Genomic DNA, 25,737 nt, shown 5'->3' on the forward strand with positions numbered 1-25,737 from the left:
CCTGGTCGACCCTAAGGGCTTGCCGCCCTCCGCCTGGCGGAGGCGCGGCGTGGTCTCAGAACTCTTCCCAGCCGTCTTCCTTGCGCGCCTTGCTGGCCCGCGCCATGCCGCTGCGGGCCAGCGGCGCCGGCGCGCTGGGGCGTGGCGCGGACGGCCGCGCGCTGGCGAGCTGGACCACGCTCGGCGGAGTGTCCAGCCTGAACACCGCCACCGACTGGTTGAGCAGGCCCGCCTGCTCCTGCATGGCCTCGGCCGCGGCCGCGGCTTCCTCCACCAGCGCGGCGTTCTGCTGGGTCATGTCGTCCATCTGCGAGACCGCGCTGTTCACCTCTTCGATGCCGGTGCTCTGCTCGGCGGAGGCGGCGGCGATCTCCGACATGATGTCGGTGACCCGGCGGATCGCCACCACGATGTCGCTCATGGTCTGTCCGGCCTGGGCCACCAGGGTGTTGCCGTTCTCCACCTTGTCCACCGAGTCGGAGATCAGCGTCTTGATCTCCTTGGCCGCGGCGGCGGAACGCTGGGCGAGGGTGCGCACTTCCCCGGCGACCACCGCGAAGCCGCGGCCCTGCTCGCCGGCGCGGGCTGCCTCGACCGCGGCGTTGAGGGCGAGGATGTTGGTCTGGAAGGCGATGCCGTCGATCACCCCGATGATGTCGGCGATCTTGCGCGCCGACTCGTTGATCGAGGACATGGTGCTGACCACCTTCTGCACCACGGTGCCGCCCTGGGTCGCCACTTCCGAGGCATTGGCCGCCAGCGAGTTGGCCTGGCGGGCATTCTCGGCGTTGAGCTTCACCGTGCTGGTCAGTTCTTCCATGCTCGAGGCGGTTTCCTCCAGGCTCGACGCCTGCTGCTCGGTGCGCGCCGACAGTTCGGCGTTGCCGCTGGCGATCTCGCTGGCGGCGGTGTTGATGGTGTCGGCGGCCTCGCGAATCTGCCCGAGCATCCGCGACAGGCTTTGTGCGGTGTCGTTGGAGAAATCCTTGAGCTGGCCGAAGGTGCCCTGGTAGTCGGCCTCGATGCGCTGGGTGAGGTCGCCCTGGGCCAGCGCCCCGAGCATCCGCGAGACGTCGCGCAAGCCGCGGTCGGCGGTATCCACCAGGCTGTTCAGGTCCTTCGCCAGCCTGAGGAAGAAGCCTTCCTTGCCGGCCTCCTCGACGCGCTTGCTGAAGTCGCCGGCGGCCGCCGCCTGCACCAGTTGCGAGACTTCCTGCTCGGCGCGGTGTTCCTCGGTGCGGTCGGTCCATTGCACGGCGGAGCCGAGGCGTTCGTTGGCGTCGTTGAACACTGGCACCACGTCGAGGGAGAAGCGCCGGCCGCCGAGGTTGAGCTCGGCCTTGTGCACGCCGGTGAGGTTGGCCAGCAGGTGCCGCTGGTGCGCCGGATTCTTGTGGAACACGTCGATGTTGGCGCCCATCAGGCGGCCGGCGTCGAAGTTCGGCAGTTGCTTGCGGATATCCGCTTCGGCGCGACCGAGCATCTCGCTGACGGTGCGGTTCATGTAGATGATGTTGAGGTCGTTGTCGGCGATCATCACGTTGGCCGAGACGTTGTCCAGCGCGCTCTTGATCCGCGCGTTGTAGGCCGCCGTGGCCAGTTGCGCCGAGGTCGCCTCGGCGGCCCCGCGCAGGCGTTCGCGAACGCCGTCGATGGCTTCGGTGATCTGCGCCTTCTTGCCCGGCAGGCGGTCCATCAGCGGCTCGAAGTTGCCCTGGCCGTAGGCGGTGACCACGCTGACCACCTTCATCTTCACCGCGATGTGCGCGGCCACCAGTTCGTTGACGCCCTTGGCGATGCGCGCCGCGCGACCTTCCAGGCGTTCGGCGGGAATCGTCTGGTCGATCCAGCCGGCTTCGTGCTGGCGGCTCATCTCCGCCAGCCCCGCCTCCAGGCTTTCCACCTGCTGGAGTTCGGCGCGTTGTTCGCGCAGTTGCCGCTGCAGCGCCCGCAGGCTGTCGTAGAGACGCTCGTAGCCGGGCGCCGGGGCCTCGCCGACGGCGGTGTCGAGCTGGCCGTCGGCGAACGACTGGAGGAGCGTGGCGATCCGGTCGGCGCGTTGCTGCGCCACCGCATGTGCATTGAACAGACCCATTTCGATATCCCCTGCCTATCCCTCGTTGGCGCCGCTCAGGCCGCGGCTTCGTCGACCAGCGCCATTTCGCGGCTGGTCATCAGTCTCTCGATGTCCACCAGGATCAACATGCGCTCGCCCGCGGTGGCCAGGCCGAGCAGGTATTCGGTGTCGAAGCTGGCGCCGAACTCCGGCGGCGGCCTGATCGCGTCGCCGCCCAGTGCGATCACGTCGGATACCGAGTCCACCACCACGCCGACGATGCGCCGGCCGATGTTGAGGATGATCACCACGGTGAACGGGTCGTAGGTGACCTCGGCGAGGTGGAACTTGATGCGCAGGTCGACGATCGGCACGATCGCCCCGCGCAGGTTGATCACGCCCTTGATGAAGGGCGGCGCGTTGGCGATCGCGGTGACCTGGTCGTAGCCGCGGATCTCCTGCACGCGGAGGATGTCGATGGCGTACTCCTCGCGGCCCAGGGTGAAGGTCAGGTATTCCTGCGCCGGGCCGTTCGCCTGGCTTGCCTCAGTGCCGTTCATCGGCGGTGTCCTCCCGCGCCGCCAGGCGTGGCAGCGCATCGACGTCGAGAATCAGGGCGACGCTGCCGTCGCCCATGATGGTGGCGCCGGCGATACCCTCCACACGGCGGAAATTCTGTTCCAGGCTCTTGATCACCACCTGCTGCTGGCCGACCAGTTCGTCCACCTGCAGGGCGAAGCTGCGCCCCTCGGACTCGAGGATCACCACGATGCCCTGCTCCGGCGCCGGCGCTTCGCCGCCGATGCGCAACAGCTCGTGCAGGCTGAACAGCGGCAGGTACTCGCCGCGTACGCGGATCATCGCGTTGTCTTCGCCGCCGAGACCGCGCACGTCGTCGCTGCGCGCCTGCAGCGACTCGACGATGTAGGTCAGCGGAATCACGTAGTTGACCGCTTCGACGGCGACGATCAGGCCGTCGAGGATCGCCAGGGTCAGCGGCAGGCGGATGCCGATGCGAGTGCCCATGCCGGGCGCCGAGTCGATGTCGATGCGCCCGCCCATGGCACCGATGTTGCGCTTCACCACGTCCATGCCGACGCCGCGTCCGGACAGCTCGGTGACCGTATCGGCGGTGGAGAAGCCGGGCATGAACACCAGTTGCCAGACCTCGGCGTCGCTCATCCCGTCATGCACCGGCAGGTTGCGCTCGCGGGCCTTGGCGAGGATGCGTGGACGCGACAGGCCGCGACCGTCGTCGGAAACCTCCACCACCACGCTGCCGCCCTGGTGGCTGGCGGCGAGCTTCACCGTGCCGCTCGCCGGCTTGCCGGCGGCGAGGCGTTCGGCGGGCGTTTCGATGCCGTGGTCGATGCTGTTGCGGACGATGTGGGTGAGCGGATCGCTGAGTTTCTCGATCACGCTCTTGTCCAGTTCGGTGTGCTCGCCGTACAGGTGCAGCTCGACCTGCTTGCCCAGGCGCGTGGCGGTGTCGCGCACCAGCCTGGGGAAGCGGCTGAAGATGAAGTTGATCGGCAGCATGCGGATCGACATCACCGACTCCTGCAGGTCGCGGGTGTTGTGTTCGAGCTGGGCCAGGGCGTGCTGCAGGCGCTCGTGGCGGCTCGGGTCGAGCTGCTCGCCGAGCTGGCCGAGCATGGCCTGGGTGATCACCAGTTCGCCGACCAGGTTGATCAGGCTGTCGATCTTTTCCACGCTGACCCGGATCGAGCCGGACTCGCCGTCGCCACGCACGGGCGCGACTGCGCCCCTGGCCGGCGCGGCGACGGCTTGCGCGGGCGCACTGGGCGCGGCGGGGCTGCCGGGGGCGCCGTCGAACAGGCCGAAGGCGCGTTCCTCCGCCGGTGGGGAACCCGGTGCCTCATCGAAGAGGCCGAACGCTTCGCTCGCGGCCGGTGCGCCGGGCGCCTCGTCGAAGAGCCCGAACGCTTCCGGCGCGGCCGCTCGTTCCGGAGCGCCCGGGCCTTCGTCGAAGAAGCCGAAGGCATCGTCGTCCGCGGTTTCCCTGGCGGGCGCGTCGTCGAACAGGCCGAAGCCTTCCTCCGCCGCTTCCTGCTCCGGCACCCGCAGCCAGCCGCGCAGCCGCTCGACCGTCTCCAGTAACGGCACCCCGGGGTCGGGACTGCCGCTGCGATGGGCGTCGAGCAGGCGCTGCAACACGTCGCGGGCTTCGAGGAAGGAACTGATCATGTCCGGCCGCAGGTGCATCTGGCCACAGCGGATGCGGTCGAGCAGGGTCTCCAGTTCGTGGGTGACGGCGGTGATGTCGTCGAAACCGAACATTCCGCTGGAACCCTTGATCGAATGCGCGGCGCGGAAGATGCCGTGCAGCGTCTCGCTGTCCGGCCGGTCCAGGTCGAGACCGATCAGGAGGAGTTCGAGGGTGGCCAGGTGTTCCTCGGTTTCCTCGAAGAACACCTGGAGAAACTGGCTCATATCCTGGGGCATGGGACCTCCCCCGCGGGGGAACGGGAATCAGGGCAGGACCTTGCGCGTCACTTCGAGCAGTTTCGGCGGGTCGAACGGCTTCACCAGCCAGCCGGTGGCGCCGGCGCTGCGTCCCTGCTGCTTCATCGCGTCGCTCGATTCGGTGGTCAGCATGAGGATCGGCACGCTGCGGTAGCCGGCCAGGTTACGCAGGCTGCGGATCAGCGACAGGCCGTCCATGTTCGGCATGTTCTGGTCGGTGAACACCAGGCTGTAGCTCTTGCTCTGGGCCTTGCCGAGGCCTTCCTTGCCGTCCGCGGCCTCGTCCACCTCGTAGCCGGCGGACTTCAGGGTGAAGCTCAGCATCTGGCGGATAGACGCCGAGTCGTCGACGATCAGAATCGGTTTGCCCATGGTCTTGCGTCCTCACGGTGTCCCTACCGCAGCGCCAAGCTCGGCGGCGAAGGTGGTGTGTGCCAGGTGGCTGTGACGGAGGGCTCTGATGGCCCTTTGCTAGCTCCAGTAAAGACAATGTCCGGTGGATTTCAATTATTGGCGCCGGTTTCTCGTCGGATAGTTATCCGGTTAGACGGATTGGCTATCGATACCCCTCAGAACAATTCCACTTCGCCCACGTTGACGCTGTTCTGGCTCACCGGGCTGGGCAAGGGCCGGCGCAGTTCCTCGACCTCCCGTGCGACCCGTTCGGGCCATTCCTGGCGCGGTCGCGCCTCCAGCGCGCCGAGGCCGAGGGCGAAGGCGCCAAGACGCGCATGGTGCTTGCGCATCTGGCCGAGCAACTGGCTGCCCATGTCCTGGAATTGCAGGGCGGTGACCGCCGCGTCGACGCCCTGGCCGACTTCCAGCGAGAGCCGGTCCAGTTCGTGGATGACCTTCAGGGTGTGCCGGTTCATCGCCTCCAGGTCATCGAGCATGCCCTGGATCTTGTGCTTGGAATCGAGGGCGAAGGACATGTCCTTGTCGGCCAGTTGCGAGATCGCGCTCTCGGCGTCCTGGATCTCGTGGTGGACCACGTCGACGTGCTTGCGGATGGCGGCGGAAAACTCCGTGGAGCGGGTCGACAGCGCGCGCACCTCATCGGCGACCACGGCGAAGCCGCGGCCGCTCTCGCCGGCTCGGGCGGCCTCGATGGCGGCGTTGAGGGCGAGCAGGTTGGTCTGCTTGGCGATGGCGTCCATGTCCTGGGTCGACTGCAGGATCTCGGTGATCTTCAGCCGCACCTGGTCCATGCGTTCCACCAGTTGCTGCGAGGTCCGGCTGGTTTCCAGGGTAGCCTCGACGAACAGGCTGAGGGTCTGCTGGGTGGTCCTGACGAAGTCCTGGAAGTTGATGCCTTCGTCGACCTGGCCGCGCCCGTCGTAGCGCTCGATCAGCGAATGGGACAGGCCGCGCTGGGTATCGATGCGTTCGGCGAGGCCGTGGAAGCTGTCGCTGAGCTGGCGGATCGCCGAATGCAGCAGTTCGTCGATCTGCCGGGCGTGACCGTCCAGTTGCGCGGTTTCGTCGGCGAGCGCCCGTTGCGCCGCGCTCCAGGCCGGCGAAGCGGCATCCGCCTGCGGGTTGGCATTCGCTACCGCTTGCCGAGGGGCGCGCAGGAGGAGGACGAGCATGGCCAGGCTGGCGAACCAACCGAGCGCCAGGACCAGCCAGACGCCGAGGCCGACGGCATGCAGCCCGGCGCACAACGCCCAGGGTAGGGAAAGCAGGCCCAGCTTCAGCAGCAGGGGCCGGGATGGTAACGAAACACCGAGGGACTCGCGCATGCTGCACTCCATGTGCCGGATCGGAGCAGGGCTTCCAGGCGGTCCCTCGGGACCGTGCGGAAGACGCCTTCCAAGCTCGTCGGCGGCGTTTTCTAAAACTAGAGTCCCAATCGGTAATGTCAAACTGCCGTTTTTCCGGCGAGGCCGGTGCCAGGGCCTTTTCCCGTTTGCCGAGGCGACGGATGGCTGGCGCTAGCCGGTTGGGAAGGCGGAGAAGCGCCGGGCCAGGTCCTGGCGGCGGAAGTAGTCGACGACGAAGTCGACGAAGACCCGGGTCTTGGCCGGTAGCAGCTTATTCGCCGCGTAGTAGAGGCTGGTGTTGCCGGCGTCGACGTACCAGTCCGGCAGGACCCGCACCAGGGCGCCGGACTCCAGGTAGGCATAGGCGTGCTGCATGCATACCAGGGTGATGCCCAGGCCCATGGCGGCGACCTCGCAGGTGGCTTCCGGGTCGCTCATGGTCATGCGTTCGCGCAGCTCGATCGGCGCCTCCTCGCCGTTGCGCCGGCGCAGCGGCCAGGAGCGCACGCGGCCGGTCTGCGGCGAGCGGATGCGGATCCCGTCGAAGCCGCCCAGGTCGCCTGGATGGCGGATTGGCGGCTTGTCGCGGAGGTAGGCGGGCGAGGCGAGGAGGATCAGGTGGCCCGGCGTCAGGTTGCGCGCCACCACCCCGGGCGGCAGTTCGAAACCACCGCCGATGGCGGCGTCGAAGCCTTCGCCGATGAGGTCGACCTGGCGATTGTCGAAATGCCAGTCGGGCACGATGTCAGGATAGCGTTCGAGGAACTCGCCGAGCAGCGGCAGGATGTAGTCGCGGCCGAAGGCCAGCCCCATGCTGACCTTCAACGTGCCGCTGGGTTGGTTGCCGACGCTGGAGACGTTGGCGAGAGCGGTCTGGATGCCCTCCAGGCTGCCGCCGACCTCTTGCAGGAAACGCTCCCCGGCTTCGGTCAGGGTCAGGCGCCGGGTGCTGCGCTGGAACAGGCGCACGCCGAGGTTGCTTTCCAGGCGGGCGACGTTCTTGCCCACCCCGGCCGGCGTCAGGCCCAGGCGCCTGGCGGCCTCGGCGAAGCTACCGGCCTCGGCGCTGCGGACGAAGCACTGGATGTTGCTGAGGGTTTCCATGGGAAAGGGCCCGCATAAACCATTGGTATCGGCTGAATATAGCGATTACCCGCTACCAGGTCTGCAATGGACGACGGAAACTCGGGGCCTGTCTATCCACTCCGATGGAGATTTCCATGTCCGTATCCTCTGCATCCCTCGCCGGCAAAGTCGCCTTCGTCCAGGGCGGTTCCCGCGGCATCGGCGCCGCCATCGTTCGTCGGCTGGCCGCCGAAGGCGCCAGCGTCGCCTTCACCTACGTCAGCTCGGCGGACAAGTCCCGGGCCCTGGCGGCCGAACTCGAAGGCGCCGGAGCCAGCATCCTGGCCCTGCATGCCGATAGCGCCGACGCGGCGGCGCTCGTCGCCGCCGTCGACGAAGCGGCGGCTCGCTTCGGACGCATCGACATCCTGGTCAACAATGCCGCCGTCCTCGCCCTCGGTTCGGTGGAAGAGCTGCCGCTGGCCGACTTCGAGCGGACCTTGGCGATCAACGTGCGCAGCGTCTTCGTCGCCACCCAGGCGGCGGTCAAGCACATGGGCGACGGCGGGCGGGTGATCAGCATCGGCAGCACCAATGCCGAACGCATGCCGTTCGCCGGCGGCGCCACCTACGCGATGAGCAAGTCGGCGCTGGTCGGCCTGACCAAGGGCCTGGCCCGCGACCTCGGCCCGCGCGGGATCACGGTGAACAACGTGCAGCCGGGTCCGGTGGATACCGACATGAACCCGGACGACGGCGACTTCGCCGAGGCCCTCAAGGGCCTGATGGCGCTGCCGCGCTACGCCCGCAGCGAGGAAATCGCCAGCTTCGTCGCCTACCTGGCCGGGCCGGAAGCGGCCTACATCACCGGGGCCAGCCTGACCATCGATGGCGGTTTCTCGGCCTGACCCGGGTCGCCTCGTTCCACCCGGCGAAGTAGCCCCTCTCCCCGACCTTCTGGCCAGACGTTCCCTCCTGAAGGGAGAGGGCGAGGGGAGAGGTTCCGCTTATCGCACCAGGAAAGGCGAAGCCCCCTCTACGACACCGGTCTCGCTGACGTATCGCTTCCAATGCTCGATCAGCTCCGCCAGCTTGCCCGGCTGGCTGTCAGCGAGGTCGTGGATCTCGCCCGGGTCGCGGGCCAGGTCGTAGAGCTGCCAGGTGGCCGGGCCCACCGGGGCCGGCAGGTACACCGCCTTCCAGTCGCCCTGGCGGATCGCACGCATGCCGAACAGCTCCCAGCCGGTCACGGTGTTCTCGTCGTGGGCCGCCTCGGTCTCGCCGGAAAGCCAACCCAGCCAAGACCTGCCGCGCGGCTCGGCGATCTCGCGGCCGCGCCAGCGCTTGCCTGGGTGGCGGACACCGGCGAGGTCGAGGATGGTCGGGGTGACGTCCATCACCGTGGCGAAGGCATGGCTGATCGCACCCTGCCGGCTTAGCCGCGGGTAGCGCACCAGCGCTGGCACGCGAATCCCGCCCTGGGTGGTGAATGCCTTGTACAGGCGCGATGGTGCGGTGGCCGCCTGGGCCCAGCGCGGGCCATACCAGACGTAGGAATTGGCGCGGCCGATGTTTTCCAGGCTGTTGTCGTAGTGCCGGTCGAGAAAGCCCAGCAGGTCCGGGCCGAATTTCGGGAACGCCTCCAGCAGGGCGCCTTCGGCGCCGTTGTCGGACATGAACAGGACGAAGGTGTTGTCCAGCTCGCCCTGCCGGCGCAGGTAGTCCACGACCCTGCCGATGTTCCAGTCCATGCGCTCGACCATCGCCGCATAGACCTCCATCGCCCGCGCCGATTTAGCCCGTTCCTCGTCCTCCAGGGCCTCCCACTCGCGGGTCAGGGCGAGCACCGGATGGGCTTCGACGTCCGCTTCCACCAGGCCCAGCTCCTTGAGCCGGGCCAGGCGTTCCTGGCGCAGCGCTTCTGGACCGGCGTCGTAGCGACCGCGGTACTTCTCGACGATCTCCCGCGGCGCTTGCAGCGGCCAGTGCGGCGCGGAGAACGGCAGGTAGGCGAAGAACGGCCGGCTCTGGTCGCGCTCCTTGAGGTATTGCAGCAGCTTGTCGCCGAAGGCGTCGGAGGAATAGAAGCCCTCCGGCAGCGTGTCGAGGTAGCGCTCGTCTTCCACGTAGAGCGCTGGCGTACCCTTGAGGATGCGCGGAGTGCTTTCGTCGTAGGGCGGCTCGAAACCATAGTGGTTGGCGGCGCCCGGCAGCAGCGAGAAGGAACGCTCGAAACCGCGTGCATGGGGCGTCTGTTCCGGCTTCAGGCCGAGGTGCCACTTGCCGGCCATGAGGGTCTGGTAGCCGGCCTCGCGGAGCAGCTCCGGCAGCGCCACCACGCGCTCGTTGAGATGCCCTTCGTAACCCGGCTTGCCTTCCAGTTCCGGGGTCAGCGCCTCGGCCATGGTGCCGATCCCGGCGATGTGGTGGTCGGTGCCGGTGAGCAGCATCGAGCGGGTCGGCGAGCAGGTCGAGGCGGTGTGGAAGTCGGTCAGGCGCAGGCCGGCGATGGCCAGGGCGTCGAGGTTCGGCGTGGCGATCTCGCCGCCGAAGGCGCCGATATCGGAGAAGCCCAGGTCGTCGGCGACGATCACCAGGAAGTTGGGGCGTTTGCTCATGCGCGGGTCTCGTCTGGATGGGAGGAGAAGGTGGGGCCCTCGCCCCCGCCCTTCCCGCAGGGGGAAAGGGCCAGGGCAAGGGGCTTTTCAGCAAGCGAGGAATTCGAAGGGCAGGTTTTCCACCCGTCGCGGCGGCGGCGCGACGTACTCGCCGTCGGCGGTCAGTTCGTGCAGCAGCGCTTCGCGCTGGCGCAGGAAGTCGAAGCCACCGCGCTCGCGCGGATGCGCCAGGCCCACCTCGACCACCCGCCTGATCCGCCCCGGACGTGGCTCCATCACCACCACCCGGTCGGCCAGGTAGAGCGCCTCCTCGACGTCGTGGGTGACCAGCAGGGTGGTGATACGGGTACGCCGGCGGATCGCCAGCAACTCTTCCTGCAACTGTTGGCGGGTCAGGGCGTCGAGGGCGCTGAACGGCTCGTCGAGCAGCAGCAGGCGCGGGCTGGCCACCAGGCCACGGGCGATCGCCACGCGCTGGGCCATGCCGCCGGACAACTGGTGCGGGTAGGCACGCTCGAAGCCGTGCAGGCCGACCAGGCGGATGTATTCGTCGATCCGCGCCGCCTTGTCGGTTTCGCCAAGGGCTTCGTTGACCAGGCCGAGGGCGACGTTCTGCTGCACCGTCAGCCAGGGGAACAGGCGGTGCTCCTGGAACACGATGCCGCGTTCGCCGCCGATGCCGGCGATTGGCCGGCCGTCGACGCGGATCTCGCCGTCGTAGTCGCGGTCCAGGCCGATCAGCAGGCGCAGCAGGGTCGACTTGCCGCAGCCACTGGCGCCGACGATGGCGATGAACTCGCCCTCGCCGATCTCCAGGTCGAACTGCTGGATCGCTTCCAGTCGCCGGCCGTCCACGGCGAAGTGCTTGCGCACCTGGCGGAAGCTGACCAGCGGGGTGCCCGTGGCGGGCGCGGTGAATGCGTTCATGCGTGTCTCCAGCGCGTGGCGCGCGCTTCGATGCGTTGGCCGAGGGCATTGAGCAGGGCGCCGGTGAGGCCGACCAGGAGCATGCCGGCGCCGATCAGGTCCATGCGGAACAATTGCTGGGCGCCGATCATCAGGCTGCCGATGCCGCCGTCGGAGGGCATGAAGTACTCGGCGCCGATGGTTCCCAGCCAGGCGTAGATCAGCGCCAGGCGCAGGCCGGCGAACACCGACGGGGCGGCACCCGGCAGGACCAGCCGGAGCAGCCGTCGCCAGGGACCCAGGCGCAGCACCCGGGCCGCCTCGCCGAGGCTCGGCGGCAGGCTGGCGATGCCGCGCTGGGTGGCCAGCAGCAGCGGGAAGAAGGCGGCGATTGCGACGAACGTCAGCTTGGCCGGTTCGCCCAGGCCGAACCAGGCGGTGAGCAGCGGTACCCAGGCGAAGATCGCCACCTGCCGCAGTGCCGCGAAAGTGGGGCCGAAGAAGCGTTCCGCCGGGCGCCACAGGCCGAGCAGCAGGCCGCCGAGGAAACCCAGGCCGCCGCCCAGCAGGAGCCCGCCGAGCGTGCGCTTCAGGCTGTCGAACAGGGCGCCTGGGAGGCTGCCGTCGAGCGCTCCGCTCCAGGTCGCCCGCGCCACTTCCAGAGGGCTGGCGAGGATCGCCGGATCGACCCATTCGGCGCTGCTCGCCGACTGCCACAGGAGCAGCAGCGCCAGCGGCGGCAGCCACACCTGCAGGCGCTGCCAGCCGCGTCCCGGCGGGCGCCGGCGGAATTCGCCGGTGGCGGCTTGCGGCCAGTGCAGCAGGCGGCGGTCGAGCCACTGGATGGCGCGGTCCATGCCCACCCCGACCAGGCCGATGATGAGGATGCAGACGAACACGATGTCGAGCATGAACAGTTGCCGGCCCTGCACCATCAGGTAGCCGATACCCTCGCTGGAAGCCAGCAACTCGACCGCCAGCAGCGAGGTCCAGCCCTGCGCCAGGGCCAGGCGCAGCCCGGTGAGGAAGGCCGGCAGCGCCGCCGGCAGGATCAGCCGCCAGACCAGCAGGCGTGGCGGCAGGCGCAGTACTGCGGCGGCTTCGCGCAGCTTGGGCTGGGCGTCGCGCACGCCGACCAGGGTATGGATGGTCACCGGCACCACGACCGCTTTCACCAGCACCACCAGCTTGAGCAGTTCGCCGATGCCGAAGAACAGCATGAACAGCGGGATCCAGGCCAGCGTGGGGATTTGCGCGAGGGCGCTGAAGGTGGGGAAGACCAGGCGCTCGGCACGCGGACTGAAGCCCAGCCAGGCGCCTAGCGCGGCGCCGCTGGCGACCCCGGCGAGCAGGCCCCAGGCCAGGCGCCGCAGGCTGATCGCCAATTCGCTCCAGAGTTCGCCGGCGAGCAACTCGCGGGCGCTCTGCCAGACCAGCTCGGGAGTTGGCAGCACCTGGGCCGACATCCAGTGGCGATGGCTGGCGACCCACCACAGCAGCGCCAGCCCGAGCGGCAGCAACCAGGGCAGCAGGCCGTCCCCCAGGCGCCGGGCGAAAGCCGCGGAGGGCGGCGGCGCCAGGCGCGGCAGGGGCCGGCTCCAGGCGGGCGAAAGGGTTTTATCGATATTCTTCATGGGAATATAAATCGCCGAATAAATGCATTTTTTCGCTAAGAAGGGCCATTTAAAGAAAGGCCCCAGGCAGCGGCAAATGCATTTGGAGAATATTTTCCATGCTCTGGCTGCATATGACGCGGAGAGGCCCGTGCGGCCTGTCATACTGCTTGTGGTTATAAAAAAATGAATTTTTATTATTTATTTTCGAGGCGCCGCTGTGCATAGCTAGCCGTACACCCGCTCCCGGCGGGAATCCCTCTCTTCCCGTTCCAAGGAGCCGCCCCATGAAAGCGCTTACGTCTTCCCTGCTCGGTCTGTTCGCCGCGCCTGTGCTCGCCGGCCTGCTCGGTGCCTACGTGCCGCTGGCGAGCGCCGCTCCGCCGAAGGAAATCCGCATCGCGGTGCCGGACGTCAGCGCCGGCAGTTCGCACTCGGGCGGCGGCGTGGTCGACGTGCTCTACACCCGCCAGTTGCTGGAGAAGGAGTTCGCCAACGACGGCATCGCGGTGAAATGGAGCTTCTTCAAGGGCGCCGGCCCGGTGGTCAACGAAGCGTTCGCCAACGGCCAGGTGGACTTCGCCTACCTCGGCGACCTGGCGGCGATCATCGGCAAGTCCGGAGGCCTGGACAGCCGCCTGCTGGCCGCTACCGCGCGAGGGGTCAACCACTATCTCGGCGTGCAGCCGGGCTCCGGGATCAAGACCCTGGAGGATCTCAAGGGCAAGCGCGTAGGCATCTTCCGTGGCACCGCCAGCCAGTTGTCGTTCGACAATGCCCTGGCCAGCGTCGGTCTCAGCGAGAAGGACCTGAAGGTGATCAACCTCGATTTCAGCGCCGCCCTGTCCGCCCTCGCAGCCAGGCAGATCGATGCCACCTGGGGCCTGGCCGGACTGTTCGCCCTGCGCGACCGCGGGCTCGCGGAAATTCCGCTGAGCACCCGCGACCTGAACGGCGCCGGCACCCTGCAGGCGCTGCTGGTCGGCTCCGGAGCCTTCGTCGATGCCCATCCGGACATCACCGAGCGGCTGCTCAAGGTGCAGTTGCAGGCCCAGGACTGGCTGGCCCGCGAGGAGAACCGCGACGCCTACATCGAACTGGTGTCGAAGCAGGCCAGCTACCCGGTGGTGATCCTGCAGAGCGAGTACCGTGGCCGCAAGCTGGGCGACGCCCTGTCGCCGCGCCTGGACGCCGATTTCCTTGGCCGGCTGGATGCTTCGATCCAGGCGGCCAAGCGTTTCGGCCTGATCCGTCGCGAATTCAGCGCCGAGCAGTGGGCCGCGCCGGAACTGCTGGAGGCGGCCGGCAAGCTGGCGAAGGCCAAGGCCGTGGCGCAGGCGGCGGAGTGACGCCGAGCCGGGGACGGCCGAGGCGGCGCCGTTTCGTAGCAATTTGTAATATGTTTCGAGATTCTTGCACCGACCCAACCAATGACTGGATCGAGCGAAGTATCCAGCCGTTGGTCGGGGATTCTGCGTATATCGCGTCATGAAAGTTTCACGCGGGTAATCCGCAGGTTATTCCGCGATCATTTCGTTCGTTAATCGCCCCATATATTCAGATACAAAATCGGCACTGCCAATTCTTCCAGTTTTCCCTTCCGACAATTCTCCCGACCCTCCCCGGAAACAACTCCAAGTATCTCGCGGCGAACCGCCGCGTCCCGCATCTAGCCTGCCCATCACTACGACAGCGCGGCGCCAGCGCCGGGCCTCGCCCTGCGCGTCGGCGGCATTCCTGATTTTCTTCCGGAGGAGAGCGGTCATATGAATCTCGATAGCAAATTGTTCGACGCGACACTCGATCTCGAACGCGTGAAAGTTTCGGTGAGAACGCTGGTGAAGTTATCCCGCCAGGAACAATCGGCGATCATCCGGACCCTCAACGAGTTTGGTTTCCTGCTGTTGCGCAGCGAACACGGCGAAGACAGGCAGGAACTTCTCGCGCTCAAGGAGTTGTTCGGCCGCGCCGCCCCCCACCCGCGCGCCGACGCCGACGGCATCGTGCCGATCAGCAATGCGCGGTATGTCAGCGGCTACCTCGGCTCCACGCCGCTGGAGCACAAGCTGCACACCGACGGCGCTTTCCTCGACACCCCGGAGCAATTGTGCAGCCTGCAATGCGTGCGCAACGCCCGGGAGGGCGGGGAGACCCTGCTGGCCAGCGCCGGACTGGCCTTCGAGCGCCTGCGCCGGCGCATGCCGACCAAGCATCTCGGCCTGCTGCGCGGCGACGCCCTGACCATCGTGCGCAAGCACCAGAGCAGCACCCAGCCGGTGTTCCGCCTGAACGGCGAGGCGCTGGGCATCAAGTTCCGGCAGAACGACGGGGCGGCCGAGGTGGTCGAGCACCCTGTGGCGGTGGAGGCCTTCGCCGAACTGGTGGCGGCGCTCGAGGATCCGGCCTGCCAACTGCGGATCAAGCTCGAACCGGGGGAAATCCTGGTGCTCGACAACACCGCGGTGTTGCACGGGCGCACCGCCTTCTGCGCCAACGAACTGCGCGAAATGCGCCGGCTCAACTTCGACGGCCACGGCCGCCTGCGGGCGGAGCTGGAACTGGGCTTCAAGGTGGGGTTGTGATCGCACAGTTCGTCGCGGTGGTGCTGCCGATCCTGATCTGCACCGGGATCGGTTTCGCCTGGAGCCGTTCCGCCGGGCCGGTGGATACCCGCGCGCTGGTGTTCCTGGTGGCCAACGTCGGCTTTCCCTGCCTGCTGCTGTCGTCGCTGGACCGCCCCGGCCTGTCCATTGGCATGGTGGCCGGGGTGTTCCTCGCCACCGCGCTGGCGGTGCTGGCGTTCGCCCTGCTGGGCCTGGTCGCCCTGCGCCTGCTGCGGATGCCGGTGCGGCGCTACCTGCCGTCGATCATGCTGCCGAACTCCGGGAACATGGGCATCCCCATCGCCTACCTGGCCTTCGGCGAGGAGGCGCTGGTGTATGCGGTGGCGTTCTCCACCCTGATCCAGGTGGGTCACGCGACGCTCGGCGTCTGGTTCGCTTCGGGCGATATCACCCCGGCGAGCATCCTGCGCAACCCGATGATCTATGCCCTGGCCGTGGCGCTGGGCCTGATCGCCCTGGGCTGGAGCCTGCCGCCGCCGTTGCGCGATGTGACCCGCCTGCTGGGTGGGATTACCGTGCCGCTGATGCTGGTGATGCTCGGCCTGTCGCTGGCCGGTCTGCGCCTGCACGAGACCTGGCGGCCGTTGCTGCTGTCTCTGGTGCGGGTCTGGGGCGGTTTCGCGGTCGGCTATGGGATCGCTACCGGCCTGGGCATGGAGGCGGTGGCGGCGGGCACCTTCGCCATCCAGTGCGGGATGCCGACCGCGGTGCTCACCTACCTGTTGGCCAAGCGTTACGACGGACCGGTGAACGAAGTGGCAGGCATGGTGCTGATCACCACGCTGCTGGTGCTGCTCTCCACGCCTTTGTTCATCCAGTTGCTGCCGCGCGCGTGAAGACGATCCGGGCCGCCCCGCGGGGCGGCCCGGGGCGTCACCAGATCGAGCGGGAGTAATCGACGACCAGCCGGGTTTCGTCGATGTCGCCGTCGAGATAGCTCGCGTTGCCCCGGTGCCAGGCCTGCGAGGCGCGCAGCGCGAGGCCGGCGAGGGGGCCCGCCTTGACCCGATAGGCGAAGCCGAGGTCGCTTTCCCGGTGCCGCCCGTCACGCCCGTAGAGTCCGGCGTAGATGCTCTCGGCGGCACTGCTGGCGCTGGCCCCGGCACGGCCGCGGGCATGCAGCGCATGCAGGCTGAGCCCAGGCAGGCCGAGCGCGCCGAGGTCCAGGTCATAGCGTAATTGCCAGGAACGCTCGCCCGGTCCGTTGAAGTCGGAGTAGCCCACCGAGTTGGCCAGTACCATGGACGCGCTGGAGCGCCCGTCGCCGAAGGCCATGTAGTCGAACGGCTGCTCGCCATGGACACGCTGGTAGGCCAGGGTGATGCGCTGCGGCCCCTGTTCGTAGCCCAGGGCCAGGGAGCTGGCCAGGGTGTCGATGCGGCCGAAGCGGCTCTGGCCGCTGTCGCGGGTGCGGTAGGCGTCGAGGTCGACCCGCAGCGCGCGCTCCCCGCCCAGCGGCTGGCGATGGCTGGCGCCGAAATAGGCCTGCTGCCAGATGTCGTCGAAGCGCGAGGCGTAGAGCGACAGTTGCAGCCGCTCCGTGGCCTGCCATTGACCGCCGAGGAAGCCGACCGCGTCGAGGCGCACCGGATAGGCGCCGAGGCGTCCGTAGACGGTGCTGATGTCGCCGCGGACCTTGGATTCGCCGGGGCCGGAGGCGGCGGTGAAGCGCCCGCCCTCGAGCAGCAGCCCGTCGAACGAGCGGTCCTCCAGCAGCAGGCCGTAGGCCATGCCGGCCAGCGTGCGGTTGCTGCTGGCGGCGAACACCGGCGCGCTGGTGGTGGTCTGGCCGTACTTCAGGCGGGTTTCGCCGTGGCGTAGCCTGAGGGCGCCACCGACCTTGCCGTAGCGATGGTCGGGATGGCCGTCGGCGCCGACCGGCAGGTTGCCGGTGCCGGTGCGGCCGCCGCCGCTGTCCAGTTGCAGGCCGAGCATGGCATGGGCGTCGAGGCCGAAGCCGAGGCTGCCCGGCGTGTAGCCGGAGGCGAACTGGAGGCGCAGGCCCTGGGTGGCTTCCTCACGGTAGCCGTTGCGCTCGCTCCTGGGCTTGAAGCGGTTGCGCCCGGCGTTGTTCGGGCTGTCGCGGTAGTCGCGGTTGAAGTAGTAGGTGCGAGCGAGGAACTGCAGTTCGCTGTCCTCGACGAAGCCCCCATCCCCGGCCGTCGCGGCCGCCCCTTCGGAAAGCGTGCCGGCGACCAGGCCGGCGAATACAGCGCGTCTGAGATTTTGCATTTATTGTTTTCTCCCACCTGAGTGCCAGGTGGGCGCAGTCTCGGAAGTCGCTCCGCAGGCCGCTTGTGTTTCCCTGCCTCGGCTTTTGCCGGGGCCTGCCATTGGCAGGGGCTGGCATGTGCAACGGCAGGCCGGGTCAAGCATTTCGGAAGTCACCGACGGAGAGTGTGGCGTCGGCCGTCATCCGCAACGGCCGTGGGTGGGAGCCTAGGCTCCCGATGCAACCTCGCCTCAGGGAATACGCTTCATGAACAACAAGACCCTATGCCCTTCGCTCTTGCTCTGCCTTTCGCTGCTCGCACCGCTGTCTTGTCTCGGGGAGACCGCCGCCGCGCCCTATCCGCTGGCCCACCCACCGCGCCTGGCCGACTACCTCCCGCCGCCGCCGGCGGCGGACTCGGCTGCGGCCGTCGCCGATCTCGGCGCGGTGCTGGAGGCGCAACGCCTGCGCACGCCCGAACAGGTACGCCGGGTACGCGCCCACGACCAGTGGGAGGACAACGTCTTCCCCTTCGCCGGCGACCTGCTGGGCGCCTCGTTCGACAAGGAACGCCTGCCGCTGACCCGGAGTTTCTTCAACCGCGCCCAGGAAAACCTGGTCGAGGTGCTGATGCCGGCGAAGAAGCACTTCGCCCGCCCGCGTCCCTACGAAGTGACACCGAAGGTGAAGCCGGTGCTGCCGCCGCCGGAGGGGGAGTCCTATCCCAGCGGCCACACCATGGACAGCTACTTCAAGGCCTCGCTGCTGAGCATGCTGGTGCCGGAGCATCACGATGCGTTCTTCGCCCGCGCCGAGGAGCATGCGCAGAGCCGTGTGCTGGCCGGCGTGCACTTCCCCAGCGACCTGGAAGGCGGGCAGACCGCCGCCGCGGCGCTGGTGGCGAGCCTGCTGGCCGATCCGGCGGTGGCCGCCGACTTCGCCGCGGTGCGCGAGGAGCTGCGCGGCGCGCTGGGGTTGCCGAAACTCCAGTAGAGGAAGGGAAAGCGCGCGGCGGCTCAGGCCGCCGCGTGTTGCGCCTGGTCCAGTTCCACCAGCGTCTCGATCATCGCCTTGGCCGCTGCCGAAAGCCGGTAGCCGCTGCGGCTGATGATGCCGCAGCGGGCGCTGAGGCTATCCAGGTTCTGCGGCAGGTTGCGCCACTGTAGCGGTTGCAGTTCGCCGCGCTGCAGGTAGGGGCGCAGGGTCTCGTCGCTGGCGATGCCGATGGCGTCGGTCTGGCGGACGATACGGATCAGCGCGTGCATGTTCTCGCAGCGGATGTTGGCGGCGAAGTCGATCTTGCCGCTGAGGTTCGCCAGCAGCTTGCGGATGCCCGGGGGAATCAGGGTCGAGGCCAGCGGGTAGTTGAACAGGTCGTTGGTGGACAGGCTGTCCTTGCCCAGCAGCGGATGTTGCGGACGGCAGAAGAACTGGCCGCGGCGCGGGGTCAGCGGGCGCGTCTGGAAGTTCGGGTCGGCCTCGAAGTCGCGGATGTCGGCGACGAAGAATTCGATCTCTTCGCGGAGCAGGGCGCGGCTGAGCTTTTCCCAGTTGTCCACGTCCAGGCTGATCTGCACCCGCGGGTGGCGGTTGATGAAGTCGGCCACCGCGTCCGGCACCAGTTGCTGGGCCGGCGCCGGCCCGCTGCCGAAGCGCAGCTCGCCGGCATCCAGCTTGTTCAACTGGGCGATCTCGTGGATCAGGTTGGCCGACCCCTGCACCAGGCTCAGCGCGTGTTGCAGCACCACCTGGCCTTCCGGCGTCGGGCGCAGGTCCTTGCTGCCACGGTCCACCAACTGACAGCCAAGCTCCTGCTCCAGGCCCTGGATGCTGCGGCTGAAGGCCGGCTGGGTGATGCCCATGGCGTCCGCCGCGCGGACGAAACTGCGGTGTTCGGCGAGGGCGATGAAGTAACGCAGTTGGCGCAGATCCATGATGCTTTACCGGCATTGGAAATATTGGACAAAGGCATTTGCCGTTCGGGATGTGCTGGTTTTAAATGCAAGCTCTTATTCCGTCAACAAAGAACAAATTAGAAAAATATGCGATTTAGTAATAAGCATAGATAGACCCCAGGAGCTGAACATGGTCCACCGTGCCTTTGCCGCCCCACCTCCGCCGTTCCGAATGCCCTTCCGCGTCGCCGGCGGCTGTCGCCCCTGACAGTCGCCCGGGGCTGAGCCGTCCGCCGGCCCCCTTCGAACCTTTCGCCAGATCGCTGCCTTGCGCGGCATGGCCGCCTGCTGCCTGCGTCCGGCTGCGCCGGAACCGAGGACATTCACGATGAAGCACCACTACCGCCTGCCGCTCCGCCGAACGCCGCCCGGCGGCTCCGACTACGCCCTGGCCCTGCTGCTCGCCCTCGGCGGTGCTTTGCCGGCCAGTGCCGCCGATGCTCCCGCGCCCGCCGAGGAAGCGCCGCCGCTGGCCAGCAGCGTTCCGGACAAGGCCGATACGGCCCTGGGCAAGGTCACTGTCACCGCGCGTCGCCGCGAGGAGGATTCGCAGAAGGTACCGACGCCGATCACCGTGCTCGGCGGCGAGACTCTCGAGGCCCAGCGCATCTCCCGGGTGCAGGACCTGCAGCAGGTGCTGCCCAGCGTCAATGTCGCCTACATCCATGCGCGGCAGTCGAGCGTCGCCGTGCGCGGCATCGGCAACAACCCCGCCAGCGACGGCCTGGAAGGCAGCGCCGGGATCTACCTCGACAACGTCTACCTGGGACGTCCGGGAATGGCCGTGTTCGACCTGCTGGACATCGAGCAACTGGAGCTGCTGCGCGGTCCGCAGGGCACCCTGTTCGGCAAGAACACCACCGCCGGGGTGCTGAACATCAGCACCCGCGCGCCGACCTTCACTGCCGAGCGTACCGTCGAGGTCTCCGGCGGGCAGGATGGCTACTTCCAGGGCCGCGGCACGGTTTCCGGGCCGCTCGGCGAAACCCTCGCCGGACGCCTCTCGGCCTATCGCACCCGCGACGACGGCTACATCAAGAACATCCACGACGACAACTATCTCAACGGCGGCGAGCGCCAGGGCGCGCGCGGGCAATTGCTGTTCGAGCCGAACGAGGACTTCAGCCTGCGCTGGATCGCCGACTACAACGAGGAGGATTCGAGCAACGGCAGCATGGTGGTCTACGGCGGCGCCGAGCGTTTCTGGCAGCGCGCCGCGCTGGTCGGCGCTTCGCCGTTGCGCGATCCGCAGCGCAGGAAGGTCAACATCAACGGCCGCCAGCACGTCAGCGTGCACCAGGGCGGCAGCTCGCTGGAGGCCAACTGGAACCTCGCCGGCGGCTACCGCCTGACCTCCATCAGCGCCTACCGCTACTGGCACTTCACCCCGGCCAACGACGAGCAACTGAACGTCTCGGCGATCAACGACACCGGGGTGGAAGTGCACGACCGGCAGTTCTCCCAGGAGATCCGCCTGGCCTCGCCCACCGGCGGTGCCTTCGACTACGTGGTGGGCGCCTACGCGTTCAGGCAGAACCTCGGCAACAAGACCTTCACCTCCTACGGACCGTTGGCCGACCTGTACCTGCTCGGCGCCAATCTCGGCGCGCTGAACGACACCTACTCGAAGGCCAACGGCAAGATCGAGACCGACAGCTTCGCGCTGTTCGCCCAGGGCACCTGGCACCTCAGCGAACGCCTGGACTTCACCGCCGGCCTGCGCGGTACCTACGAGGAGAAGAACGCCAAGGTCGAGCGCTTCGCTCCGCTGGGCGGCGCGGCGGTCGGCGGGGTCGGCGCGGCGGTGCGCAACGGCCAGCTCGGCGCCTACGATTCCGGCGATCTCAGCCAGTACAACTTCGCCCCTTCGGCGTTGCTCAGCCTCAGCTACCAGTTCAGCGACGACCTGCTCGGCTACGCCAGCCTGTCCCACGGCGAGAAGTCCGGCGGGGTCAACCTGGCGGTGGGCAGCGCACCGAGCGCCGGCGCCGATTCGCTGCTGGTCGGACCGGAGCGCGCCAACGACGCCGAGCTGGGCCTGAAGAGCACGCTCTTCGACCGGCGCCTGCTGCTCAACGCCAACCTGTTCTGGACCGGCATCCACGGCTACCAGGCCACCACCCTGTACCAGGCGCCGGGCTCGACCCAGTTGGTGCAGGTGCTGGCCAACGCCGGCAGCGTGCGCTCGCGTGGTCTGGAGTTCGAGGCCACCGCGCTGCCGTTGCGCGGCCTGACCCTGAACTTCAACGGCTCCTATAACGACGTCACCTACCTGTCGTTCAAGGATGCCCCGTGCCCTGCGGAAGTCAGCACCCGGCCCGGCGCGCCGAGCAGTTGCGACCTCACCGGGCAGCGCGTGGTCGGCGCCTCGAAATGGATCGCCAATCTCAATGGCGAATACCAGTGGCGCCTCGACGACCGCTTCCAACCCTACGTCAGCGCCAGCTACGCCTACCGCTCCGCCGCCGAGGGCACGCTGGACAACTCCGACCTTTCGAAGATCGACGGCTACGCCCTGGTGAACCTCGCCGCCGGTCTGCGCAGCGATCTCGGCGACGGCCAACTGGACACCTCGGTATGGCTGAAGAACGCCTTCGACAAGGACTACTACCTGAGCGCCTTCGCCAGCATCAACGGCTCCTACACCGCATCGGTGGGGCAGCCGCGCACGCTCGGCGTATCGCTGCGCTACGACTTCTGAGCCTTCACCCACGCAGTACCCCACGCATGAGGAACATGACATGAGCAATGCAGCACAAGCCCTCGCCACGCCGGTACGGCTCGACATCCGGCCGGTCGCCGGACGGATCGGCGCGGAGATTCGCGGCGTGACCCTGTCCGGCGAACTGGACGCCGCCACCGTCGAGGCGATCCAGGCCGCCCTGGTACGCCACAAGGTGATCTTCTTCCGGGACCAGAGCCATCTCGACGACCAGACCCAGGAGGCCTTCGCCCACTTGCTCGGCGAACCGGTCGCCCACCCCACCGTGCCGTCCCGCGAAGGCACCCGCTTCCTCCTCGAGCTGGATGGCGCCGAAGGCCGCCGGGCCAATTCCTGGCATACCGACGTGACCTTCGTCGAGGCCTACCCGAAGGCCTCGATCCTGCGCAGCGTGGTGGCCCCGGAGTCCGGCGGCGACACCGTCTGGGCCAACACGGCGAGCGCCTACGCCGACCTGCCGGCGGAGCTGCGCGAACTGGCCGACCGGCTCTGGGCGGTGCACAGCAACGAGTACGACTACGCCGGGGTCAAGCCCAGCGCCTCGGTGGAGCAGTTGGAGAACTACCGCAAGGTGTTCACCTCGACCGTCTACGAGACCGAGCACCCGGTGGTCCGCGTGCATCCGCAAAGCGGCGAGCGGACGCTGCTCCTCGGCCACTTCGTGAAACGCCTGAAGGGTCTTTCGCAGCATGACTCGGCGCACCTCTTCGCGGTGCTGCAGGGGCACGTCACGCGCCTGGAGAACACCGTGCGCTGGCGCTGGCAGGCCGGCGACGTGGCGATCTGGGACAATCGCGCGACCCAGCACTACGCGATCGACGACTACGGCGACCAGCCGCGCGTGGTGCGCCGGGTGACCCTCGGCGGCGACGTGCCGGTAGGCATCGACGGGCAACGCAGCCGGACGATCCGGAAGGCATGACGGACCCGGCCCTCTCCTCGCCGGGGAGGGCGACCACAGGAAGAACGAACCCGCGAGGACCCCTTACATGAGCCAATCCGCCACCGCCCGGCAACCCGAACCCGAGGTCGCCGAGGCATTCCGCATCACCCCCCTGGAGGCGCCGCTGGGCGCCGAAGTCCGTGGCCTCGACGCGCGCCGGCCGCTGGCGCCGGAGCAGGTCCTGGCGCTCAAGCAGGCGCTGCGCGAGCACCACATCCTGGTGTTCCGCCAGCAGCACCTCGACGATGAGCAGTACTTGCGCTTCGCCACCCTGTTCGGCTCGGTGTTCCAGCCGCCGGCGGACATCCCGGTGCTGTCCTCGGGTGGCGACGGCAAGGTGCCGGACATCGTCAAGGTGGCCAACACCGGCGACGGCGAACTGGGCAACTTCGCCCTGCCGGCACACATCGACCACCAATGGACGCCGGTGCCGTCCTCCGGCTCGTTCCTCTACGCACTGGAGGTGCCGTCCAGTGGCGGCGAGACGCGCTTCACCAACCTGGCGCGCGCCTACGAGAGCCTCGACGAGGCGACCCGGCGCGAGATCGATGGCCTGCGCCTGATCAACTACAACCCCTTCATCCGCCTGCGCGAGGGCGGCTACGGCGGCGGTTTCGCCACCTACCGCACGCCGGACATCGAACCGATCCAGGGCAGCGAGCACCCGCTGGTACGCACCCACCCGGAAAGCGGCCGGCGCGTACTGTTCCTCAGCGCCCACACCGAGGTGGAGATTCCCGGCTACGACCCGCGCGGGGCCAGGCGCTGATCGGTCGCCTGCGCGAACATCTGGCGCGCCCGGAACTGAGCTACAGCCACGCCTGGTCGGTGGGCGACATCGTCTGGTGGGACAACCAGGCCGTGCTGCATGCGCGCAACGCCTTCCCGGCCAGCGAGCGGCGGCGCCTGAAGCGCATCAGCCTGGCGGGCAGCCGTCCGTTCTGAGCCGGCATCCCCCAGCGTGCGCCGGCTCCTCCGTTGCCGACCGGCGTAGGTCGCTGCGCGCCGCTCTGGCGAGCCCCTTCCGTTCCGGCGAATAGCTAGCAGAACTGCGACATGCTGTCGCAGTTCTGCCATTTCTCCGCGTCTATCCTGCCCATAGGGCAATTCGCCTTTGGTCTAACGAGCTGGCCTGCAGCGCCCATGGAAAGGCGATCCTGACTTTGTAGTCAAAGTTTTGCTTTGCTACTTTGGCCAGGCATCAGGGATTGCTGATACAGCGTATTAAAAACATTAATTACCCCGCCATTCCGCGGCGCTGGCAGGATATTTTCCCGTCGAAACCGTAGCGGCTTGACCTGATAGCCGGTCATTCACGGCAGGGATGTCATATTCTCGCGCGGGCTTCCCCGGATAGGCTGCACGCCAGTCAGGACGCGCCCGGCGGTGATGGGCGGGAATTGTTGGTCGGTTTATGACTTGTAGTTTCTCTGTCGTATGCCTTCAGAACTTGTTGAAGGCTTTTCGGCTCGATTGCACAATGCCGCGCCAAGGTTCGTTCGCGAATCGCGGTATGTGAGCTAGACCTCCGCAGCCGGTGCGCCATCCGCAGTGCCCCGGACTACTCGACAATCACGCAGGAGATTCGTGAGTGCAGATCGGTGTCCCCCTCGAGACCCATGCCGGTGAGACGCGGGTTTCCGCCACCCCGGAAACCGTCAAGAAGCTGATCGGCCAAGGCCACCAGGTGATCGTCCAGAGCGGCGCCGGCGTCAACGCCAGCCAGCCGGACAGTGCCTATGAAGCCGCTGGCGCGACGATCGGCAGCGCCGCCGAGGCCTTCGGCGCCGACCTGGTGCTGAAGGTGGTCGCGCCCAGCGCCGCCGAGCTGGCCCAGATGAAAAGCGGTGCCGTGCTGGTCGGCATGCTCAACCCCTTCGACAACGAGAACATCGCCCGCATGGCCGAGCGCGGCATCACCGCCTTCGCCCTCGAGGCCGCGCCGCGTACCTCGCGGGCGCAGAGCCTGGACGTGCTCTCCTCGCAGGCCAACATCGCCGGCTACAAGGCGGTGATGCTCGCCGCCAACCACTACCCGCGCTTCATGCCGATGCTGATGACCGCCGCCGGCACCGTGAAGGCCGCCCGCGTGCTGATCCTCGGCGCCGGCGTCGCCGGCCTGCAGGCGATCGCCACGGCCAAGCGCCTGGGCGCGGTGATCGAGGCTTCCGACGTGCGTCCGGCGGTGAAGGAGCAGATCGAGTCGCTCGGCGCCAAGTTCGTCGACGTGCCCTACGAGACCGACGAAGAGCGCGAGTGCGCCGAAGGCGTCGGCGGCTACGCGCGGCCGATGCCGGCCTCGTGGATGGAGCGCCAGGCCAAGGCCGTGCACGAGCGCGCCAAGCAGTCGGACATCGTCATCACCACCGCGCTGATCCCCGGCCGCAAGGCGCCGACGCTGCTGCACGAGGCGACCGTGGCGGAGATGAAGCCGGGCTCGGTGGTCATCGACCTGGCCGCCGCCCAGGGCGGCAACTGCCCGCTGACCGAGGCCGACCAGGTCGTGGTCCGGCACGGCGTGACCATCGTCGGCCACAGCAACCTGGCCGCGCTGGTACCGGCGGACGCCTCGGCGCTATACGCGCGCAACATCCTCGATTTCCTCAAGCTCACCCTGAACGCCGAAGGCTTCAGCGTGAACCTCGAGGACGACATCGTCGCCGCCTGCCTGATGTGCCGCGACGGCCAGGCGGTGCGCAAGAACGGCTGAGCCGCTGCGTCGGGAAGCTTCGATAACGATAAATGCGCACGCCTCGCGCCTGCGCCCTGAAGA

Annotated in this window: 19 protein-coding genes and 1 pseudogene; 9 read left to right on the forward strand and 11 right to left on the reverse strand. The window is 67.9% G+C overall.

Annotated features, from left to right (window positions below; genetic code table 11):
- Window positions 1-55 precede the first annotated feature (55 nt).
- The 6 genes from aer2 to AT700_RS00920 all read right to left on the reverse strand — a co-directional run bounded on the left by aer2 (window position 56) and on the right by AT700_RS00920 (window position 7,410).
- Entirely contained in the window at window positions 56-2,095 is a 2,040-nt protein-coding gene (gene aer2 / locus AT700_RS00895; protein ID WP_003112650.1) for an aerotaxis transducer Aer2, read from the reverse strand.
- 35 nt (window positions 2,096-2,130) lie between these two features.
- Window positions 2,131-2,616: a chemotaxis protein CheW gene (locus AT700_RS00900; RefSeq protein WP_003083938.1), complete on the reverse strand. Its 486-nt coding sequence runs from the start codon at window positions 2,614-2,616 to the stop codon at window positions 2,131-2,133.
- A complete protein-coding gene (locus AT700_RS00905) occupies window positions 2,603-4,522 on the reverse strand; it encodes a chemotaxis protein CheA (RefSeq protein WP_048520700.1) in 1,920 nt (639 codons plus the stop codon). The genes AT700_RS00900 and AT700_RS00905 overlap by 14 nt, the downstream gene beginning before the upstream one ends.
- 27 nt (window positions 4,523-4,549) lie before the next feature.
- Window positions 4,550-4,915 carry a response regulator gene (locus AT700_RS00910; RefSeq protein WP_003083943.1) on the reverse strand — a complete coding sequence of 122 codons (366 nt, stop codon included), beginning with the start codon at window positions 4,913-4,915 and terminating at the stop codon, window positions 4,550-4,552.
- Window positions 4,916-5,112: 197 nt separating this feature from the next.
- Window positions 5,113-6,297 (reverse strand): trichloroethylene chemotactic transducer CttP, encoded by a 1,185-nt coding sequence (gene cttP, locus AT700_RS00915; protein ID WP_009875676.1) that lies wholly within the window; start codon window positions 6,295-6,297, stop codon window positions 5,113-5,115.
- Between the two features lie 180 nt (window positions 6,298-6,477).
- Window positions 6,478-7,410, reverse strand: coding sequence for a LysR family transcriptional regulator (locus AT700_RS00920; protein ID WP_003083951.1), 933 nt, complete (start codon window positions 7,408-7,410; stop codon window positions 6,478-6,480).
- Window positions 7,411-7,526: 116 nt separating this feature from the next.
- On the opposite strand from AT700_RS00920, the gene AT700_RS00925 reads away from it, so the two are divergent.
- Entirely contained in the window at window positions 7,527-8,279 is a 753-nt protein-coding gene (locus AT700_RS00925; protein WP_003106691.1) for a 3-oxoacyl-ACP reductase family protein, read from the forward strand.
- A gap of 99 nt (window positions 8,280-8,378) precedes the next feature.
- Here AT700_RS00925 and atsA read toward each other — a convergent pair whose 3' ends face one another.
- From atsA to AT700_RS00940, 3 genes are all read right to left on the reverse strand, one after another.
- The gene (gene atsA / locus AT700_RS00930; RefSeq protein WP_003118592.1) at window positions 8,379-9,989 is read right to left on the reverse strand and encodes an arylsulfatase AtsA; all 1,611 of its coding nucleotides are present in this window, start codon (window positions 9,987-9,989) and stop codon (window positions 8,379-8,381) included.
- An 87-nt stretch (window positions 9,990-10,076) separates the two neighbouring features.
- On the reverse strand, window positions 10,077-10,916 hold the full coding sequence (locus tag AT700_RS00935; RefSeq protein WP_003117229.1) for an ABC transporter ATP-binding protein: 840 nt from the start codon (window positions 10,914-10,916) through the stop codon (window positions 10,077-10,079).
- Window positions 10,913-12,529, reverse strand: coding sequence for an ABC transporter permease (locus AT700_RS00940; RefSeq protein ID WP_003106694.1), 1,617 nt, complete (start codon window positions 12,527-12,529; stop codon window positions 10,913-10,915). Before AT700_RS00940 ends, AT700_RS00935 begins: the two co-directional genes overlap by 4 nt.
- A 266-nt stretch (window positions 12,530-12,795) precedes the next feature.
- Here AT700_RS00940 and AT700_RS00945 point away from each other — a divergent pair, with 266 nt between their 5' ends.
- The 3 genes from AT700_RS00945 (at window position 12,796) to AT700_RS00955 (ending at window position 15,968) form a co-directional block, all read left to right on the forward strand.
- Window positions 12,796-13,857 (forward strand): ABC transporter substrate-binding protein, encoded by a 1,062-nt coding sequence (locus AT700_RS00945; RefSeq protein WP_003112655.1) that lies wholly within the window; start codon window positions 12,796-12,798, stop codon window positions 13,855-13,857.
- Window positions 13,858-14,274: 417 nt separating this feature from the next.
- Entirely contained in the window at window positions 14,275-15,090 is an 816-nt protein-coding gene (locus AT700_RS00950; protein WP_003112656.1) for a clavaminate synthase family protein, read from the forward strand.
- Window positions 15,087-15,968, forward strand: coding sequence for an AEC family transporter (locus tag AT700_RS00955; RefSeq protein ID WP_048520702.1), 882 nt, complete (start codon window positions 15,087-15,089; stop codon window positions 15,966-15,968). Before AT700_RS00950 ends, AT700_RS00955 begins: the two co-directional genes overlap by 4 nt.
- Window positions 15,969-16,005: 37 nt before the next feature.
- On the opposite strand, the gene AT700_RS00960 is transcribed toward AT700_RS00955, so the two are convergent.
- Entirely contained in the window at window positions 16,006-17,364 is a 1,359-nt protein-coding gene (locus AT700_RS00960) for an OprD family porin (protein ID WP_003142446.1), read from the reverse strand.
- A 247-nt stretch (window positions 17,365-17,611) separates the two neighbouring features.
- Between AT700_RS00960 and AT700_RS00965 the strand changes: the two genes are divergently transcribed.
- Window positions 17,612-18,337: an acid phosphatase gene (locus tag AT700_RS00965; protein ID WP_003083962.1), complete on the forward strand. Its 726-nt coding sequence runs from the start codon at window positions 17,612-17,614 to the stop codon at window positions 18,335-18,337.
- Between the two features lie 23 nt (window positions 18,338-18,360).
- Here the strand turns inward: AT700_RS00965 and AT700_RS00970 are convergent, their stop codons facing one another.
- Window positions 18,361-19,278 carry a LysR family transcriptional regulator gene (locus tag AT700_RS00970; protein ID WP_003083964.1) on the reverse strand — a complete coding sequence of 306 codons (918 nt, stop codon included), beginning with the start codon at window positions 19,276-19,278 and terminating at the stop codon, window positions 18,361-18,363.
- A 349-nt stretch (window positions 19,279-19,627) separates the two neighbouring features.
- Here AT700_RS00970 and AT700_RS00975 point away from each other — a divergent pair, with 349 nt between their 5' ends.
- From AT700_RS00975 to AT700_RS00990, 4 genes and pseudogenes are all read left to right on the forward strand, one after another.
- The gene (locus AT700_RS00975; protein WP_034021787.1) at window positions 19,628-22,000 is read left to right on the forward strand and encodes a TonB-dependent receptor; all 2,373 of its coding nucleotides are present in this window, start codon (window positions 19,628-19,630) and stop codon (window positions 21,998-22,000) included.
- A gap of 40 nt (window positions 22,001-22,040) precedes the next feature.
- Window positions 22,041-22,943 (forward strand): TauD/TfdA dioxygenase family protein, encoded by a 903-nt coding sequence (locus AT700_RS00980; protein ID WP_003112660.1) that lies wholly within the window; start codon window positions 22,041-22,043, stop codon window positions 22,941-22,943.
- Between the two features lie 67 nt (window positions 22,944-23,010).
- Window positions 23,011-23,909 (forward strand): annotated as a pseudogene (locus AT700_RS30575) (TauD/TfdA dioxygenase family protein).
- Window positions 23,910-24,555: 646 nt separating this feature from the next.
- Complete coding sequence (locus tag AT700_RS00990) at window positions 24,556-25,674, forward strand: Re/Si-specific NAD(P)(+) transhydrogenase subunit alpha (RefSeq protein WP_003083972.1); 1,119 nt, start codon at window positions 24,556-24,558, stop codon at window positions 25,672-25,674.
- Window positions 25,675-25,737: the final 63 nt, after the last annotated feature.

Origin of the sequence: Pseudomonas aeruginosa, assembly GCF_001457615.1 — a bacterium.
In the GTDB taxonomy this organism is placed as follows: Bacteria; Pseudomonadota; Gammaproteobacteria; order Pseudomonadales; family Pseudomonadaceae; genus Pseudomonas; species Pseudomonas aeruginosa.